The following is a 15,199-nucleotide window of genomic DNA, read 5'->3' on the forward strand; positions in this document are numbered from 1 at the left end:
GGTTCGCGACCGACGTCGGAGCTCAGCCCGCCGGCCGAAAGAGCCGGAACGGACGGAGGAGGCGGCCGCCGACCGTGCGGACTAGATTTCGAACGAACGCCGCGGGACCGAGTTCGGTCCCGTCGATCGCGTAGCCGTTGCCGACGCGTTCGATCGGCCCGGACTCGCCGTGAATCTCGAGGAGACGCTCGAAGTCGGCATCGGTGAGCCCCGTCCGCGACCGGATCTCCGCGGCGGTCAGCGGGCGATCGGCCGCGCGGAGTTCCTCGAACAGCCAGCGATTGTACTCGCCGTAGCGGAATACCTCGCCGTTCGACATGTCCTCGTCCTCGTTCGCGTCACTGGGGCCGTCGCGGTAGCGCCACCGGTCGATCCCGTCGAGGAGGATCCACGCACCGATCGCGATGGCGCCCCAGCCGACCCAGCGGTCTCCGTTGAGATGGACGTAGCCACCCGCGGCGACGACCAGCGCCCCGAGGACGACGCCGGCGGGACCGGGCTCGAGGTCGAACCCGATGGCGTCGAAGAGGGCGGTGACGAACGGGACGCCGACGAGCAGTCCGAGGGCGACGCCGATCGCAGTCGACTCGTGGCCCGACAGCGAGAGGAGGGCGGCGAAGATACCGGCAGTCACGACGTCCGAGCGGTCGATCTCCGCCCGAAACTGAGACGCGAATCGCCGAAACATCTCATATATAATCCTACACTATCGCAGTTAATACTATCGGTCGATCTGATTTCGGGTTCGTCGAGCGGTCGGCGGCCGTCGCGGTTCAGGTCGGCCGTGAGGGTACCGCCGGTCGAGCCGTCTGCCGATCTCTCGCCGAAGCTGTTACTGACGCGAAATTTTATGTGCGATCCTAGGTACCATCCACCATGGATCTGGACGACGTCGATCCGGCGGCGCGCGAGGGGAACGTCGCGACGCTGTTCGACGAGACGGCGACCCGGCACGGGGACGCACAGGCGATGGAACATCACGGGGAGCGGACGAGCCACGCCGAGTTGCGAGAGCGGACCGCCGCCTTCGCCGGGGGGCTCCGCGAGCTGGGCCTCGAGCCCGGCGACCGACTGCTGCTCTTTCTACCGAACTGTCCGGAGTACCTCGTGACCGCACTGGGCGCGTTCAGGGCCGGGGTCGTCTTCTCGCCGGTCAACCCGCAGTACAAGCGCCGCGAAGTGGCCTATCAGCTCGAGGACACCGAGGCGAAGGCGATCGTCACCCACTCGTGGCTCCGGGAGGTCGTCGACGAAGCCCTCGCGGACGCCGACCGCGAGGCGGAGGTTATCACTATCGAGAGCGAGGGGACGGATCGAACTCCCGACGACGTCTTCTTCGAGGACGTCGACGGCGAGCCGACGCTGGTCGAGCGGGCCGACGACGACGTCGCCCTGCTTCCCTACACCTCGGGGACGACCGGCGATCCGAAGGGCGTCCGACTCACTCACCGAAACACGCGCGCACAGCTGAGCTGGCCGCTGACCGCTTCCACCGTCGACGCGGAGGGCGAAGACGTCCGCAGCCTCATCTGGCTGCCGCTGTACCACATCACCGGCCTCACCCACACCGCGCTCCAGCCGCTGGTCGGCGGCGGGAGCCTGTACTTCCGAAGCGCCCTCGAGTGGGACGCCCGGGAGTGCATGGAGCTCATCGAGGAAGAGGAGATCACCCACTTCGTGGGCGTGACGACGATGTACGCGGACATGGTCGAGGCCGAGGCGTTCGGCGACTACGACCTGACGAGCCTCGAGTCGGCCTCGGAGGGCGGCGCGAAGCTCTCGACCGCAGTGCAAGAACGGTTCGAAGAGACCGCCGGCGTCGACATCGCCGAGGGGTACGGGCTCACCGAGACCCACGGCGCGACCCACACTCAGCGGGGCTCGTCGTTCGGCCTGAAACACGGGACGATCGGCCAGCCGCTGCGGATGACCGACTGCAAGATCGTCGACGAGAGCGGCGACGAGGTGGCTCCCGGCGAGGAAGGCGAACTCCTCGTTCGCGGCCCGCAGGTGATGGCGGGCTACCACGGACTGCCCCGGGAAACCGAGCGGGCGTTCACCGAGCGCGGCTATCTCCGGACCGGCGACATCGCCCGTCGGGACGAGAACAACTACTACGAGATCGTCGACCGGAAGAAACACGTCATCGTCAGCGCCGGCTACAACATCTATCCCAGCGAACTCGAGAACCTCCTGCTCGAGCACGAGGCCGTCGCGGACGCCGCCGTCGTCGGCGTCCCGGACGAACGCCGCAACGAGGTGCCCAAGGCCTTCGTCGTTCCCGCGGCCGGCGTCGAGCCGGGTACGGACGCGACCGCCGAGGAACTCAAACGGTACTGCCTCGACCGCGTCGCCGAGTACAAACACCCGCGGGCGGTCGAGTTCATCGACGAACTGCCCCGGACCGCCAGCGGCAAGGTACAGAAGTACGAGCTCGAGGCGGACGAGACCTGACCGGAACTGCCGAGGCGCCGCGTGACCCGATCGTCGATCGCGACGGCACCGGCGACCGCGAACGGCTAGTTTTTCACCCCTCGAGGTCGCAGATCGGGTATGGATTCGGACGCGCCGCTACAGCGGACGCCGATCGAGTACTACATGTTCGCCGCGGTGCTGGTCGTCCTCAACATGGTCGGCCTGCTCGCGACCGGCCACACCCTGCCGGCGTCGTTCTCGATGGGGCTGTTCTTCGGGCTCTTCCAGGCGATCATGCTCTTACTCATCGTCGTTACGCTGCGTCTGGTACTGGGCAGAACGGGACGGTCGGACGACGGCCCGGCCGAGTAACGGAACCGACTGCCGACTCGAGCGACCCCTCGTCCGGGCACCTGCGCGCGGGGCAGTTAACAAGACTTAATGGCCACATGCCGTTACACGTAGGTAATGGCTTTTGAGGACCTGCTCGAGGATCCGGTCATCCAGAAGTACTTGCACGAGCTGGTCGGTCCCAAGGGGATGCCCGTCGCGGCGGCGCCGCCGGACGGGGAAGTGACCGACGAGGAGCTCGCGGAGGAGCTGGATCTCGAGTTGAACGACGTGCGGCGGGCGCTGTTTATCCTGTACGAGAACGATCTCGCGACCTACCGACGACTGCGCGACGAGGACTCGGGGTGGCTCACCTACCTCTGGACGTTCGAGTACGACAACATCCCCGAGAATCTCGAGGACGAGATGTACCGCCTCCACGAGGCCCTCGAGGAACGCCGGGAGTACGAGCGCAACCACGAGTTCTATCTCTGTGAGATCTGCTCGATTCGGTTCGAGTTCGGCGAGGCCATGGACTTCGGCTTCGAGTGTCCCGAATGCGGCTCGCCGCTCGAATCGATGGACAACGATCGGCTCGTCAACGCGATGGACGACCGCCTCGACGCCCTCGAGGACGAACTCAACCTAGAGGCCTGATGGTCGTACTCGCAACCAAACTGTACGTCGAGGGCGACGCCCGCGAGCGGGCGCTGGACTCGCTTCGCTCGCTGGTCGACAACGAGATCGGCGAGCTCGAAGTCGAGTTCGAACTCGGCGTGCGACACGACGACTTCCCCTCGGTGACCGTCGAGGGCGCAGACGCCACCGTCGCGCGCAACGTCCTCCGCGAGGAGTTCGGCGAGATCGTCCCCGATCTCGAGCCCGGCGAGACCTACGTCGGCACCCTCGAGTCGTGGGACGACGACGGCTTCGTCCTCGACGCGGGGCAGGGCGAGGGCGTGCGGATCCCGACCGACGAACTCGGACTCGGTCCGGGGTCGCCCGAACAGCTCCGCGAGCGATACGGGCTGGTCCAGCACCTGCCGTTGCGGTTCGTCTACGGTGCGGGAGACGCCGGCGAGGACGGCGGCGAGCCGTCCCGACTCGCCGACGAGGAACGTGACCGCCTCTACGACTGGACCCGCGGCGACGGTCGGCTCAACGTCAACAGCGCCACCCGCGCCGAGGTCAGGGCGACGCTGAACCGCGCCGGCCACGCCCAGGACTACGTCACCGTCGAGCGGCTGGGCCTCCTCGAACAGAGCGTGATCTGCACCGAAGACACCGACCCGCCGGGACTGCTCGCGAGCGTCGGCGAGTACCTCCCGGCGGAGCTCCGCTGTGTCGTTCCGTAACATGAATCGACGGCTCGTTCTCGCGGTGATCGCGGTCGGGTTGCTCGTTACCACGGCCGGCTGCTCGGGCGTGTTCGGCGGAATTTCCGACGAGGAACTCGATCGAGACCAGGAGTACGACGACCTGCGAGGCAACGCGTCCGACGCCGACGTCACCATCGATGTCACGGGCAGCAACATGCTCAACAACGGCGAGTTCCGCGCCGTGTACGACCTCGACGGCCGGGAGGAGCTCTCGCTCTCCCGATCGACACTCTTCAGCGAGCAGGCGCTCGACATCCACAGCGTCCGCTACTGGTACCCCAACGGAACCGAAGTGACGGGGTCGGAGCTAGACATCGAGCAGGGCCGCTCGAGCACCGATATTCGCGTTCCCGACGGCGACGGAACGCTCGCGTTTTCGGGCGAGGCGGGCCGGAAGACGTTCAGCCTGCCGGCGTACGTCGAGGGCTCCTACGAGGTCCGGCTCCCCGAGGGACACCGGACGTCGAACTTCCTCTTCGGCGACGTCAGTCCGAACGGGTACGAGCGGGAGATCGTCGACGACGAGGAACGGCTCTACTGGGAGGAAGTCGATAGCGCCATCTCGATTCGCTACTACCTCTCCCGGGACATTCCCCTGTTCGTCGGGCTGATCGGCACCGTCGCCCTCATCGGGGGCGCCGGAATCGCGTACTACTACCGAGAGGTCAAGCGACTCCGCAGGGAGCGCGAGGAGATGGGGCTGGACGTCGACATCGACGACGACTCGAACGACGGACCGCCGCCGGGAATGGGCTAGACCGGCTCGAGTCCCTCGGCTATCGGATTTTCGCGTTCGTCGAGCGATCGAAACCCGGCGTCAGCCGTGGATCGCTCGTTCGTCGAGCCAGACGACCTCGTCGCCGTCGATCTCGAGCCGTCCCTTGACGTGGGCGATCCGGCTGCTCGTCGGCGTCGGCTCGAGGTCGCTCGCCCGGACGGTCCGCGTGACGTCGACGTCGTCGACGAGCCAGCCGACGTACGCGTCGTCGGCGTCGGTCAGCCGAAAGACGAGCAGTTTCGGTTCCTCGACCCGGCTGGTCGTCCGGACGGACGAGGCGAACGCTCGGGGGAGGTCGACGACCCGGATGCGGTCGCCGGCGACGGAGACGGTTCCGGCGTTCCACGGATCGTCGGCCGTCGCGACGGACCGGTCGTCTCCGACGCCGAGGACGGAGGCCACGGAGGCGGCCCGGACGCAGTACCGGTCGCCCTCGAGGGTAAACGTGAGCACGGAGATTCGATCGTCGTCGCCGTCTCGGTTTACGGACGATGCCATACTGCTGGGAAATTTAACCGTGTACTGGTAAGGATTTCGGTAGGAATCCGGATAACAAACGACGAACACCGGCAGCGTGTCTGTCGCGGCGACTCTCGACGCAGGGAGTCAACGTTTTAGTGTTGGAATGTGATGCTCGAGCAAGAACATGACCCCGGATCTCTCCGAAAAGCTTCTCGGAATCGATATCGACGACGCCGACGGGAGTCGGCGACCGGACGGCAGCGAGACGGACGAAACCCAGGACGAACTCGAGCAGTTCGTCGTCTTCGGACTGGGTGACCACCGGCTCGCGGTACCGGTCGCGGCCGTGCGGACGCTCGCGGAAGTTCCCGACGAATTCACCCGTGTCCCGCGCGCGCCGCCGGCGATCGAGGGCATGGTGGACCTGCGCGGGGAGATCACGGCCGTGATCGATCCGGGCGTTCATTTCCCGGACGTCGAGCGCGCGGCCACCGCGGGGCGCGAACGATTGCTCGTGCTCGACCGCCCGTCCGACCAGCAGTCCGCCGCGGTACACGTCGACGACGTGATCGGCGTCGAGACGATTCCCGAGAGCGATATCGTCGACGAGACGACCGTAGAGGAGAGCCGACTCTCCGGCGATGCGCTCGACCACCCGCTGGTCGTCGCGCTCTTCGAAACGGAGCGAGAACCCGCCGACGTCGGCCGGTCCGTCGCTGGGGCCGGGACTGAGAGCGGATCGCAGGGTAGCGCGACGGCGATCGGTGCCGACAGCGGCGGCGGAAGTAGTACGCTGTCGGCCACACGAGGGACGGTTCCGGACGGAACCGATGACGCGGCCGGGAACTCGTTCGCGCTCGAGTCCGCGGAGTCGGAAGCGACGGACGACGCCGACGACGGAGACGCGGACCGAACGGCGGACGCGGAGTCGACGCGAGAGGTCGTCGTCGAGGCGACCCCCGTGCTGGACGTCGAGAGCCTCCTGTTGGCGTCCGGACAGCGCGAGTAGGCCGAGCCGATCGGTATACGGAGTCTACCGGGGTCGACGACGTCGTCTTCTGAGCGGCTTCACCGTCCGGAACACGTCAATTATCATGACTGATAATCGAGAGACAGCATTTATGGTAGTTGTATTTCTATCAGCGGTTGGTGTACTACTGAATGTCGACAGGGGTGCTCATCGTGGACGACTCTCATTTTATGCGGAACTTACTGCGCCAGATATTGGAACAGGATTACCGCATTCTCGGAGAAGCGTCCAACGGCGCCGAAGCAGTCAAACTGTACAAAGAACACGACCCCGATATCGTCATGATGGATATCGTGATGCCCAAGTGTAACGGCATCAAGGCGACCGCGGCGATCAAGAAGATCGATCCGGACGCCCGAGTTATCATGTGTACGAGTGTCGGACAGCGTGAGAAAATGAAACTCGCCGTGAAGGCTGGTGCGGACGGCTACGTTACGAAACCGTTCGAAGAACCCAGCGTCAGAAAGGCCCTCACCGACGTCGCCGCTGCATGACGCGAGTACTCGTTGTCGACGACTCGGGGTTTATGCGGACAGTCATCGGCAACGCGCTTACCGAGGCTGGCTACGACGTGGAGACGGCCACGAACGGTTCGGAAGCGATCGAAGCGGTGGCGGCGTACGACCCGGACGTCGTCACGATGGACGTCGAAATGCCGGAGCTCGGCGGTATCGATGCCGTCGAGCGGATCATGGCGACGAATCCGACGCTGATTCTCATGCTCAGCGTCCACACTGAGGAGGGCACGGAAGCCACGCTCGACGCGCTCGAGCGCGGCGCCGTCGATTTCCTTCACAAACCGGACGGAGCCGACGGGCGAACCGTCTCGCACCTGACCGACGACGTCGTCGCGAAGGTCGACGAACTCGCCGACGCGAACGTCTCGTCGATCGCACTCGCCCGCGCCTCGGCCGCCGCCTACGCGACGAGATCAAATCAAGAGGCCGCGACCGGCCGGGCGGTCGCCGGTTCCGGAAGCGATACGCGGGTCGGATCCGGCGGCGGTCCCCGGGCATCGCCGGACGGTCCGGCGGTCGGTCGTCGCACCGGGACCGAACTCGACGACTTTCCGCCGGTCGAACTCGAGGGCGACTACGCGGCCGATCCGACCGTCGTCCTCGGCGCCTCGACCGGCGGTCCGAAGATCGTCGAACGGCTCTTCGAACAGGTACCGATCGAGCTCGATGCGAAGGTGCTGGTCGTCCAGCACATGCCCGCCGGCTTCACCGAGCGCTTCGCCGAGAGGCTCGATACGCGAAGCGAGTACGACGTCCGCGAGGCCGCCGACGGCGAATCCGTCCGTCCCGGCGAGGCGGTGATCGCTCCCGGCGACGCCCACATGGAGGTCCGAAGCAACGTCAACGGGCGCCTCCGCGTCCGACTCGACGACGGGGAGCGGCTTCACGGCGTGCGTCCGGCGATCGACGTGACGATGCGAACGGCCGCCGAGCGGGTCACTGATCCGCTCTGCGGCGCCGTCCTGACCGGAATGGGACGGGACGGGGCGGACGGAATCGAAGCGATCCACGCCGCTGGCGGACGGACCATCGCACAGGACGAAGCGACGAGTCCGGTCTTTGGCATCCCCTGTCAGGCGATTCAAACGGGCTGTGTCGACGAAATCGCGCCCGCCCCGGATCTCGTTCAGGCGATCGTCGACGCGTTCGATACGGACGGTGAGACCGATGACTGACTATCTAACCGACTTCGTTCAGGAGAGCGAAGAACGAATTACGGAACTGAACAACGCGTTGCTCACGCTAGAGCGTGATCCGACCGACGACGACGCGATGGAGAACATCTTCCGCGTCGCACACACGCTCAAGGGTAACTGTGGCGCGATGGGACTCGAGTCGGCGAGCGATCTCGCTCACGCGATCGAGGATCTGCTCGACGCCGTCCGACGAGGCGACCTCGAAGTGACGCCCGAACTGATGGACGTCGTCTTCGACGCCGTCGACGAACTCGAGACGATGATCGACGAGGTCGCGGCCGACGGCGAGATCGAGACCGATCCGTCCGCGACGATCGCGGCCCTTCGGGACCAGCTCGAGGACGGCAGCGGCCCCGCCGTGATCACGACGCCCTCGAGCGACGAGATCGATGCCGTCGTCGAGCGGTTCGATCCGCCGGCCGACGACGACCACCGCGCCTACCTGGTACGGCTCGCGATCGCCGAACGCGACGGGGTCAACAGCGGCACACTCGTCGTCGACGCGTTGATCGACGCGTTCGATTTGATCGGTACTCGGCCGTCGCGAGACGAGATCGAGGCCGGCGAGTACCCCGGCACGTTCGACGCCGTCTTCGGCAGCGCGGTCGGGAAGTCCGCGATCACGTCCGGTCTCGAGCCGGTCGAGGAGGTCGCCGACTTCGAACTCGTCGACATCAGCGACCGGTTCGACGCCCGCACCGACGACTCGGACGCGGCCGCCGAACCGGGCGACGATCTCTCCGCGGAAGACGCCGCGGACCTCGAGGTCGACGATCTGCTCAACGAGTTCGACGAGTTCGACAACTTAGACGAGATGGTCGAGGACGTCGACGACGACGAACTCGAGGCCTTCGAGGAGATGGGCGAGGCCGGCTCGTTCGACGACCTCCTCGACGACGACGAACTCGAGATCGACGGCGAACTCGGCGAGCCGGCGGTCGACCCGATCGACGTCGACGACGGCGACGAGGCGGCTTCCGACGACGATGCGTCCGAGCCGGCCGACGACGCGTCGGCCGACTCCGACGAGGACGACGTCGACGATGCCAACGCCGTCTTCAACGAACTCAAAGACGAGGTCGAGATGGTCGGCTTCGACGAACTCCAGGACGAACTCGAGGAGCTCGAGTTCGACGAGTTCGACAACGACGACGAGGTCGATATGGACGAACTCCTCGGCGAGGACGCCGACGCCGACGACACGTTCCTCGCGGGACCGGAACCGACCGACGACGCCGTCGACGACATTCTGGTCGACGCCGGCGACGAGGGCGAATCGGAAGCGGCCGAGACGGTAACGGACGACGACCTCGACGAGCTGCTGGCGGGCGACGAAGAAGCGCCCGCCGAGACGGTGGCCGACGAGGACGTCGACGAGTTGCTGGCGGACGACGAGGACGCGCCCACTGACGCGGCGACGGACGACGACCTCGACGACCTGTTCGCGGGCGGCGACGACGCACCCACTGACGCGGCGACAGACGACGATGGACGCTCGGCAGTCGAGCCGTCCGAATCCGAACCGGCGTCCGCCGACGAGACGGCCGAGGAGGACCCGGTCGATCCGGAGTCGGTGACTGTCGATTCCGACATCGATCCCGAGGACGGGACGGACGAGGTCGACGAGCCGTCGACGGACGACACCGTCGAAGCGGCCACGGAACCGGAGCCGACCACCGAATCGGAACCGGTCGAAGCCGATACGGAACCGTCGACCGACGCGGTCGACGACGGACTCGAGTCCTCGGCTGCCGCAGAAAGCGATCTCGCCGACGAGGACGGAGACGCGGCGCCGACGGACGGCGCGGCGCTGCCGGACGAATCCGCGGTCGACGACGACCCGTCGACGCCGCCGGCGTCGGACGACGCTATCGGATCGGAACCGGAATCGGAGTCGGATGACGACGGCGACGGTATCGCGGCCGAGCCGAATGCCGATCCGGCCGACGTCGAGACGGCCGATGCGACTGCCGAGACCGACGGCACGGACGACGAATCTGTCGAGGCAGGTACTGAACTCGAGGAAGCGGCCGACGAACTCGAGGAGACGACCGCTGATCTCGACGAGACGACTGCTGACCTCGAGGAGACGACCGTCGACGATACCGCTACGGCCGAGCCCGCTGCCGAAGGACGGACCGCGGCCGACGCCGAGAGCGATTCCGACGACGCACTCGAGACGACTGTCGAGGACGAGTTCGGCTCGACGGCGTCGGCCGACGAGTCGACTGACGACCCGTTCGCTGCTGCCGACGACGATCCGTTCGCGGACGACGATCCGTTCGCAGACGAGGATTCGTTCGCCACCGACACGGACGACGGTGCCTTCGGAGCGGACGACTCGTCCGCGGACGATGATCCGTTCGCGGACGAGTCGTTCGATACCGAGTTCGGGTCGCCGGACGACGACTTCGACGACGTCGCTGCCGCGGCCGACGCCGAAGCGGAGTCCGTTGACGACGTCGACGGCTTCGACGACACGTTCAGCGACGAGAGCAGCGAGACGACGACCGACTCGAGCGCGGACGCGCCGTCGTTCGACGACGCGGCCGGGGCCGACGCCGGCGACGAATCGACCGACGATGTCGTTCGCCGGATCGAGGAACCGTCCTTCGAGAGTCCCGACCTGACGATTCCGGAGCCCTCGGACCGACCGGACGCCGACCAGCAGACCGACGAGATCCAGTCGGTCAGGGTCGACATCGAACAGATCGACTCGCTGCTGACCCTCGTCGAGGGGCTGGTCACGAGCCGCGTTCGGCTCCGCCACGCCGCGACGGAAGGCGAAGCGACCGACGCGCTCGAGGCGGAACTCGACGACCTGGAGGACCTGACGACGGACCTCCAGGAGACGGTGATGGACATCCGACTGGTCCCCTTGCAGACGGTCGCGAGCCGACTGCCGCGGGTCGTCCGCGACATCGCGCGCGATCAGGACAAGGAGGTCGCCTTCGAGATGACCGGCGAGGACGTCGAACTCGACCGGAGTATCCTCGATCGGATCGGCGACCCGCTGATCCACCTGGTTCGCAACGCCGTCGACCACGGGATCGAACCGCCGGAAGCGCGCGAGGCGGCCGATAAACCGCGCGAGGGGACCGTCGAGGTTCACGCCGATCGGTCTCGCGATCAGGTGACGATCACCGTCGAAGACGACGGGAGCGGCCTCGATCCGGATCGGCTTCGCTCCGAAGCCGTCGATGCCGGCGTCCGCTCCGATGACGAGGTCGCCGACATGTCCGACGACGACGCGTACGAACTCATCTTCCATCCCGGCCTCTCGACGGCCGACGAGGTGACCGACGTCAGCGGCCGCGGCGTCGGGATGGACGTCGTCAAGCGGACGATCGAGGACCTCGACGGGACGGTCGCGATCGACAGCGACGCCGGCGAGGGGACGACCGTGACGATGACGCTGCCGGTGTCGGTCGCGATCGACGACGTCCTGTTCGTCGAGAGCGGCGGCGAGGAGTTCGGCCTGCCGACGAAGGCCGTCCAGGACATCGAACCGGCCGCCGCCCTCGAGACCGTCGACGGACGATCGGTCCTCACCGACGGCGATACCACCTACTCCGTCATCGAACTCGACGACACGCTCGAGACGCCGCGGGACGGCGCCAACGGCGACGGAATGGTCGTTCGAATCCGCGACGAGGTCAGGCCGGTCGCGCTGCACTGCGACCACGTGTACGGCCAACAGGAAGTCGTCGTCAAGCCCTTCGAAGGCTTCATGAGCGACATTCCTGGACTCAGCGGAGCGACAGTGCGAGGACGGGGGGAAGTGGTCAACATTCTAGACGTGACATCACTATGACAATCAACGACTACCCACACCCACGGAGGAACCCATGACGCTAATGGTCGATATTCGGAAGCTGAGTTTCATCAACGAAATGGCGAAGGTCGGGACGAACGGCGTCGCCGACAACATGAGCAAACTGACCGGCGAAGACGCCCAGATGGAGGTGACGAAGACGAACTTCATCGACGTCGACGATATCGAGTCCCAGCTGGACTCGGGCAAGCGCGTCGGCGTTCGCGTTCGGCTGCTCGATCCGCCGCACGGCCACATCCTCATCCTCTTCCCGGAGGCGAGCGCGAAGAAGATCACGGCGATCATGCTCCGCGACGTCGTCGACGACATGTCCGACGTCTCGGGCAAGATGGCCAGAAGCGCCGTCGAGGAGATGGGTAACATGATGGCCAGCGGATTCATCGATGGCTGGGCCGACGTGCTCGGGCGCGCGATCGACATCGCCGCTCCGCAGTTGGTCTACGCCCCGACGGGAGAGATCGTCACCCGGACCGCCGGGCTCGGCGGCGACGATCTCGCACTGTTCTTCGACTCGGACCTGACCGTCCCGAGCTACCAGATCGAGGCCGAGATCTACGCGTTCCCCGACCTCGAGGAGTTCGTCGAAATGGTCAACGGCATCGAAGTCCAGCACGCATGAAACTCGACGTCAACGCACTCGGGACGTTCTACCGAATGGCCCGGGAGGGCGCCGGACTGGCCGCGGGTCGGTTGACCCACATGACCGGGGTCGAAACGCAAGTCGGCGTCACGAAACTCAACTTCATGCGCGGCCGAGAGATCCAGCGGGATTTCGAGGATTCGACGGAGAAAGTCGGCGTGCGAGTCAACCTCACCGGCGCCATCGAGGGCTACTCGATGATCGTCTTCGAACGCGAGAACGCGTTCCGAATCGTCGAGACGCTGCTCGCCGAATCCGACGACGCCGAAATAGACGTCGACGACGGCGAGTTCGACGAGATGACCCGGAGCGCCGCGACCGAGGTCGGCCACATCATGAACAGCGGTTTCATCGACGGCTGGGCCGACGTCTTGGAGACCGTTATCGACGTCTCGACGCCCGAGTTCGTTCAGGGGGCGACGGCCGAACCCTTCTTCGGCGACGTCAACGAGGCGCCCGACGACGACGACCTCGCCTTGCTCTTCCAGAGCCAGATCGAGACCGTCGGCACCGAAGTCGGCTTCAGCCACTACCTCTTCCCGAAACGGGAGTCGATGTCGGCGCTGCTCGACCGCCTGCGCACCAGCGGCGGCATCGAGTACGACAAACTCGACGGCTTCGACCGCATGGCCGAACGCGGCGCCGAGGAGGTCGCCAAGACGGCGACGACGCTGACCGGTATCGACACCAGCGTCGAGATCCGTCGGCTGAACTTCGTCTCGCTCGAGGCGATCCCCGAACAGGTGGCCGACGAGAAACTCGTCGGCGTCGCTTTCGAGTTCGACGGGATGCCCAGCGGCTATCTCCTCTTCCTGTTCGACGAGGAGTCGGCCCACGAGATCGTCGACGCGATGGTCCCGATGGAGGTCGACGAGGACGGCTTCGGCGAGATGGGCACCAGCGCGATCAAGGAACTGGGCAACATCATGGCCAGCGGCTTCCTCGACGGCTGGGCGAACGTCCTCGATACGACGATCGACCACTCGACGCCGGAGTTCATCCACGACATGGGCGCCGCCGCCGTCGATCCCGTGATCATCCAGCTCGGGGAGAACCAGGAGTTCGCGTTCGTCTTCGATACGGTCGTCGTGGCCGACGGCCGGGAGTTCGACTGCGAGGTGTACGCGATCCCGGACGAATCCGACCTCGAACGCGCGCTGAACAACCTCGACGTCGATCGGATCGAAGAGACGCCGACGACGGCCGAGTTCCAGGAAGTCAACAACTCATGAAGACGTACGGAACCGAACCGGGCGCGCCGACGCCGGTCCAGGTCGGAATCTCCGAACTGGTCGTCAGCGACGGCGACGATACGCTCAAATCCTACGGGCTGGGATCCTGTCTCGCGATCGCGCTGTACGATCCGGGCAGCGATATCGGCGGGCTGGCCCACATCATGCTCCCCGACGGCGACGCCGCCGACAACAGCGATCGGAAACCCGGCAAGTACGCCGACACCGCGATTCGGGCGCTGTTGCGACGGATGGTCGAGCAGGGCGCCAGCTACACCACCGTCGAGGCCAAGATCGCCGGCGGCAGCGACATGTTCGAGTTCGAGAGCTTCGGCGACGGCGTCGGTGAGCGCAACATCGCCGCCGCCAAGGAGGAACTCGAGAAACTCGGCGTTCCACTGATCGCCGAAGACGTCGGCGGCGAGTACGGCCGTACCGTCGAGTTCACGCCCGGAACGGGTCGGCTCGTCGTCAAAACGGCCAGCGAAAGCGCCGAGAACGGAGTGACGGAGCTATGAGCGACGCGGCGTTCGACGAACTCCTCGCGTTCGTCGAGGACGAACTCTCCTTCGCGACCAGCCACTACAACGACAGCTACCTCGATCGACGCGTCTCCTCGCGGATGCGCCGGACCCAGTCCGAGACGTACGCGACGTACCTCGAGACGCTCCGGAACGATCCCGACGAACAGACGGCGCTGCTCGAGGCGATGAGCATCAACGTCACCGGCTTCTTTCGCAACCCCGACGTCTGGGACGGCATCCGCGAGGTCCTGCGACGGCTGACCGCGACCAACGAGACCGTCCGGGTCTGGAGCGCAGCCTGTGCCGACGGACGAGAGCCCTACTCCGTGTCGATGCTCGCCCGCGACGACCCCGAGATCGACGAGTCGTCGGTCTGGGTTCTGGGGACCGATATCAGCGAACCCGCGCTCGAGACGGCTCGATCGGGCGTCTACGAGGAGTCGCGGACCGTCGACTTCGCCGATCAGCTCGGCTACCTCAACGATTACTCCGCGTACGTCCAGCGGGACGGTCGAACCTACCGGATCGACTCCGACGTCAAGCGGAACGTCGCGTTCGAACGCCACGACCTGATCAACGACGAACCTAAGACCGGGTTCGATCTCGTCATCTGCCGGAACCTGTTTATCTACATCGACAACGAGTACAAGCAGTCGATGTTGGCGACGATCGCCCGATCGCTTCGACGGCAGGGATACCTCGTCATCGGAAAGGCCGAGACGATCCCGCCGAACCTCAAATCCGCGTTTACCGTCCGCGACGCTCGGCTTCGCATCTATCACCGAGAGGCGCTGGAGACGACCTCGTTGACCGGCGAACAGCCGGAGTCGAACCAGGGCCTCTAGCGCCGCGAGCCGACC

At 66.0% G+C, this 15,199-nt stretch carries 15 protein-coding genes; 13 read left to right on the forward strand and 2 right to left on the reverse strand.

What is annotated here, in order from left to right; all coding sequences use genetic code 11:
* Nucleotides 1–22: 22 nt before the first annotated feature.
* Nucleotides 23–688, reverse strand: coding sequence for a hypothetical protein (locus WD430_RS02555; protein WP_339104467.1), 666 nt, complete (start codon nt 686–688; stop codon nt 23–25).
* Between the two features lie 188 nt (nt 689–876).
* Here WD430_RS02555 and WD430_RS02560 point away from each other — a divergent pair, with 188 nt between their 5' ends.
* The 5 genes from WD430_RS02560 (at nt 877) to WD430_RS02580 (ending at nt 4,881) form a co-directional block, all read left to right on the forward strand.
* Nucleotides 877–2,454, forward strand: coding sequence for an AMP-binding protein (locus tag WD430_RS02560; RefSeq protein WP_339104468.1), 1,578 nt, complete (start codon nt 877–879; stop codon nt 2,452–2,454).
* Between the two features lie 99 nt (nt 2,455–2,553).
* On the forward strand, nt 2,554–2,787 hold the full coding sequence (locus WD430_RS02565) for a hypothetical protein (RefSeq protein WP_339104469.1): 234 nt from the start codon (nt 2,554–2,556) through the stop codon (nt 2,785–2,787).
* A 96-nt stretch (nt 2,788–2,883) separates the two neighbouring features.
* The gene (tfe, locus tag WD430_RS02570) at nt 2,884–3,402 is read left to right on the forward strand and encodes a transcription factor E (RefSeq protein WP_008896356.1); all 519 of its coding nucleotides are present in this window, start codon (nt 2,884–2,886) and stop codon (nt 3,400–3,402) included.
* Nucleotides 3,402–4,100, forward strand: coding sequence for a DUF2110 family protein (locus WD430_RS02575; protein WP_339104470.1), 699 nt, complete (start codon nt 3,402–3,404; stop codon nt 4,098–4,100). The genes tfe and WD430_RS02575 overlap by 1 nt, the downstream gene beginning before the upstream one ends.
* Nucleotide 4,101: 1 nt before the next feature.
* Nucleotides 4,102–4,881 carry a DUF5803 family protein gene (locus WD430_RS02580; protein ID WP_339105785.1) on the forward strand — a complete coding sequence of 260 codons (780 nt, stop codon included), beginning with the start codon at nt 4,102–4,104 and terminating at the stop codon, nt 4,879–4,881.
* A gap of 60 nt (nt 4,882–4,941) precedes the next feature.
* Here the strand turns inward: WD430_RS02580 and WD430_RS02585 are convergent, their stop codons facing one another.
* Nucleotides 4,942–5,400 carry a chemotaxis protein CheW gene (locus tag WD430_RS02585; protein ID WP_339104471.1) on the reverse strand — a complete coding sequence of 153 codons (459 nt, stop codon included), beginning with the start codon at nt 5,398–5,400 and terminating at the stop codon, nt 4,942–4,944.
* Between the two features lie 148 nt (nt 5,401–5,548).
* Here WD430_RS02585 and WD430_RS02590 point away from each other — a divergent pair, with 148 nt between their 5' ends.
* The 8 genes from WD430_RS02590 to WD430_RS02625 all read left to right on the forward strand — a co-directional run bounded on the left by WD430_RS02590 (nt 5,549) and on the right by WD430_RS02625 (nt 15,184).
* Nucleotides 5,549–6,373, forward strand: coding sequence for a chemotaxis protein CheW (locus tag WD430_RS02590; protein ID WP_339104472.1), 825 nt, complete (start codon nt 5,549–5,551; stop codon nt 6,371–6,373).
* Nucleotides 6,374–6,525: 152 nt separating this feature from the next.
* Nucleotides 6,526–6,888, forward strand: a complete 363-nt coding sequence (cheY, locus tag WD430_RS02595) for a chemotaxis protein CheY (protein WP_008896351.1) — start codon at nt 6,526–6,528, stop codon at nt 6,886–6,888.
* Entirely contained in the window at nt 6,885–8,087 is a 1,203-nt protein-coding gene (gene cheB, locus WD430_RS02600) for a chemotaxis-specific protein-glutamate methyltransferase CheB (protein ID WP_339104473.1), read from the forward strand. Before cheY ends, cheB begins: the two co-directional genes overlap by 4 nt.
* Nucleotides 8,080–11,922, forward strand: a complete 3,843-nt coding sequence (locus tag WD430_RS02605) for an Hpt domain-containing protein (protein WP_339104474.1) — start codon at nt 8,080–8,082, stop codon at nt 11,920–11,922. The genes cheB and WD430_RS02605 overlap by 8 nt, the downstream gene beginning before the upstream one ends.
* A gap of 34 nt (nt 11,923–11,956) precedes the next feature.
* Nucleotides 11,957–12,562 carry a chemotaxis protein CheC gene (locus WD430_RS02610; RefSeq protein WP_207287719.1) on the forward strand — a complete coding sequence of 202 codons (606 nt, stop codon included), beginning with the start codon at nt 11,957–11,959 and terminating at the stop codon, nt 12,560–12,562.
* On the forward strand, nt 12,559–13,815 hold the full coding sequence (locus WD430_RS02615) for a chemotaxis protein CheC (protein ID WP_339104475.1): 1,257 nt from the start codon (nt 12,559–12,561) through the stop codon (nt 13,813–13,815). The genes WD430_RS02610 and WD430_RS02615 overlap by 4 nt, the downstream gene beginning before the upstream one ends.
* Nucleotides 13,812–14,333, forward strand: a complete 522-nt coding sequence (locus tag WD430_RS02620) for a chemotaxis protein CheD (RefSeq protein ID WP_339104476.1) — start codon at nt 13,812–13,814, stop codon at nt 14,331–14,333. Before WD430_RS02615 ends, WD430_RS02620 begins: the two co-directional genes overlap by 4 nt.
* A complete protein-coding gene (locus WD430_RS02625; RefSeq protein WP_339104477.1) occupies nt 14,330–15,184 on the forward strand; it encodes a protein-glutamate O-methyltransferase CheR in 855 nt (284 codons plus the stop codon). The genes WD430_RS02620 and WD430_RS02625 overlap by 4 nt, the downstream gene beginning before the upstream one ends.
* The last annotated feature ends 15 nt before the right edge of the window (nt 15,185–15,199 follow it).

This window comes from Haloterrigena sp. KLK7 (assembly GCF_037914945.1).
Lineage (GTDB): Archaea > Halobacteriota > Halobacteria > Halobacteriales > Natrialbaceae > Haloterrigena > Haloterrigena salinisoli.

Coding starts and splice junctions, on each gene's coding strand:
- WD430_RS02575 (WP_339104470.1), top strand. CDS start 3,402: ATGGTCGTACTCGCAACCAAACTGTACGTCGAGGGCGACGCCCGCGAG.
- WD430_RS02585 (WP_339104471.1), bottom strand. CDS start 5,400: ATGGCATCGTCCGTAAACCGAGACGGCGACGACGATCGAATCTCCGTG.
- WD430_RS02605 (WP_339104474.1), top strand. CDS start 8,080: ATGACTGACTATCTAACCGACTTCGTTCAGGAGAGCGAAGAACGAATT.
- WD430_RS02565 (WP_339104469.1), top strand. CDS start 2,554: ATGGATTCGGACGCGCCGCTACAGCGGACGCCGATCGAGTACTACATG.
- WD430_RS02580 (WP_339105785.1), top strand. CDS start 4,102: ATGAATCGACGGCTCGTTCTCGCGGTGATCGCGGTCGGGTTGCTCGTT.
- cheB (WP_339104473.1), top strand. CDS start 6,885: ATGACGCGAGTACTCGTTGTCGACGACTCGGGGTTTATGCGGACAGTC.
- WD430_RS02625 (WP_339104477.1), top strand. CDS start 14,330: ATGAGCGACGCGGCGTTCGACGAACTCCTCGCGTTCGTCGAGGACGAA.
- WD430_RS02590 (WP_339104472.1), top strand. CDS start 5,549: ATGACCCCGGATCTCTCCGAAAAGCTTCTCGGAATCGATATCGACGAC.
- WD430_RS02555 (WP_339104467.1), bottom strand. CDS start 688: ATGTTTCGGCGATTCGCGTCTCAGTTTCGGGCGGAGATCGACCGCTCG.
- WD430_RS02560 (WP_339104468.1), top strand. CDS start 877: ATGGATCTGGACGACGTCGATCCGGCGGCGCGCGAGGGGAACGTCGCG.
- WD430_RS02610 (WP_207287719.1), top strand. CDS start 11,957: ATGACGCTAATGGTCGATATTCGGAAGCTGAGTTTCATCAACGAAATG.
- cheY (WP_008896351.1), top strand. CDS start 6,526: ATGTCGACAGGGGTGCTCATCGTGGACGACTCTCATTTTATGCGGAAC.
- WD430_RS02615 (WP_339104475.1), top strand. CDS start 12,559: ATGAAACTCGACGTCAACGCACTCGGGACGTTCTACCGAATGGCCCGG.
- WD430_RS02620 (WP_339104476.1), top strand. CDS start 13,812: ATGAAGACGTACGGAACCGAACCGGGCGCGCCGACGCCGGTCCAGGTC.
- tfe (WP_008896356.1), top strand. CDS start 2,884: ATGGCTTTTGAGGACCTGCTCGAGGATCCGGTCATCCAGAAGTACTTG.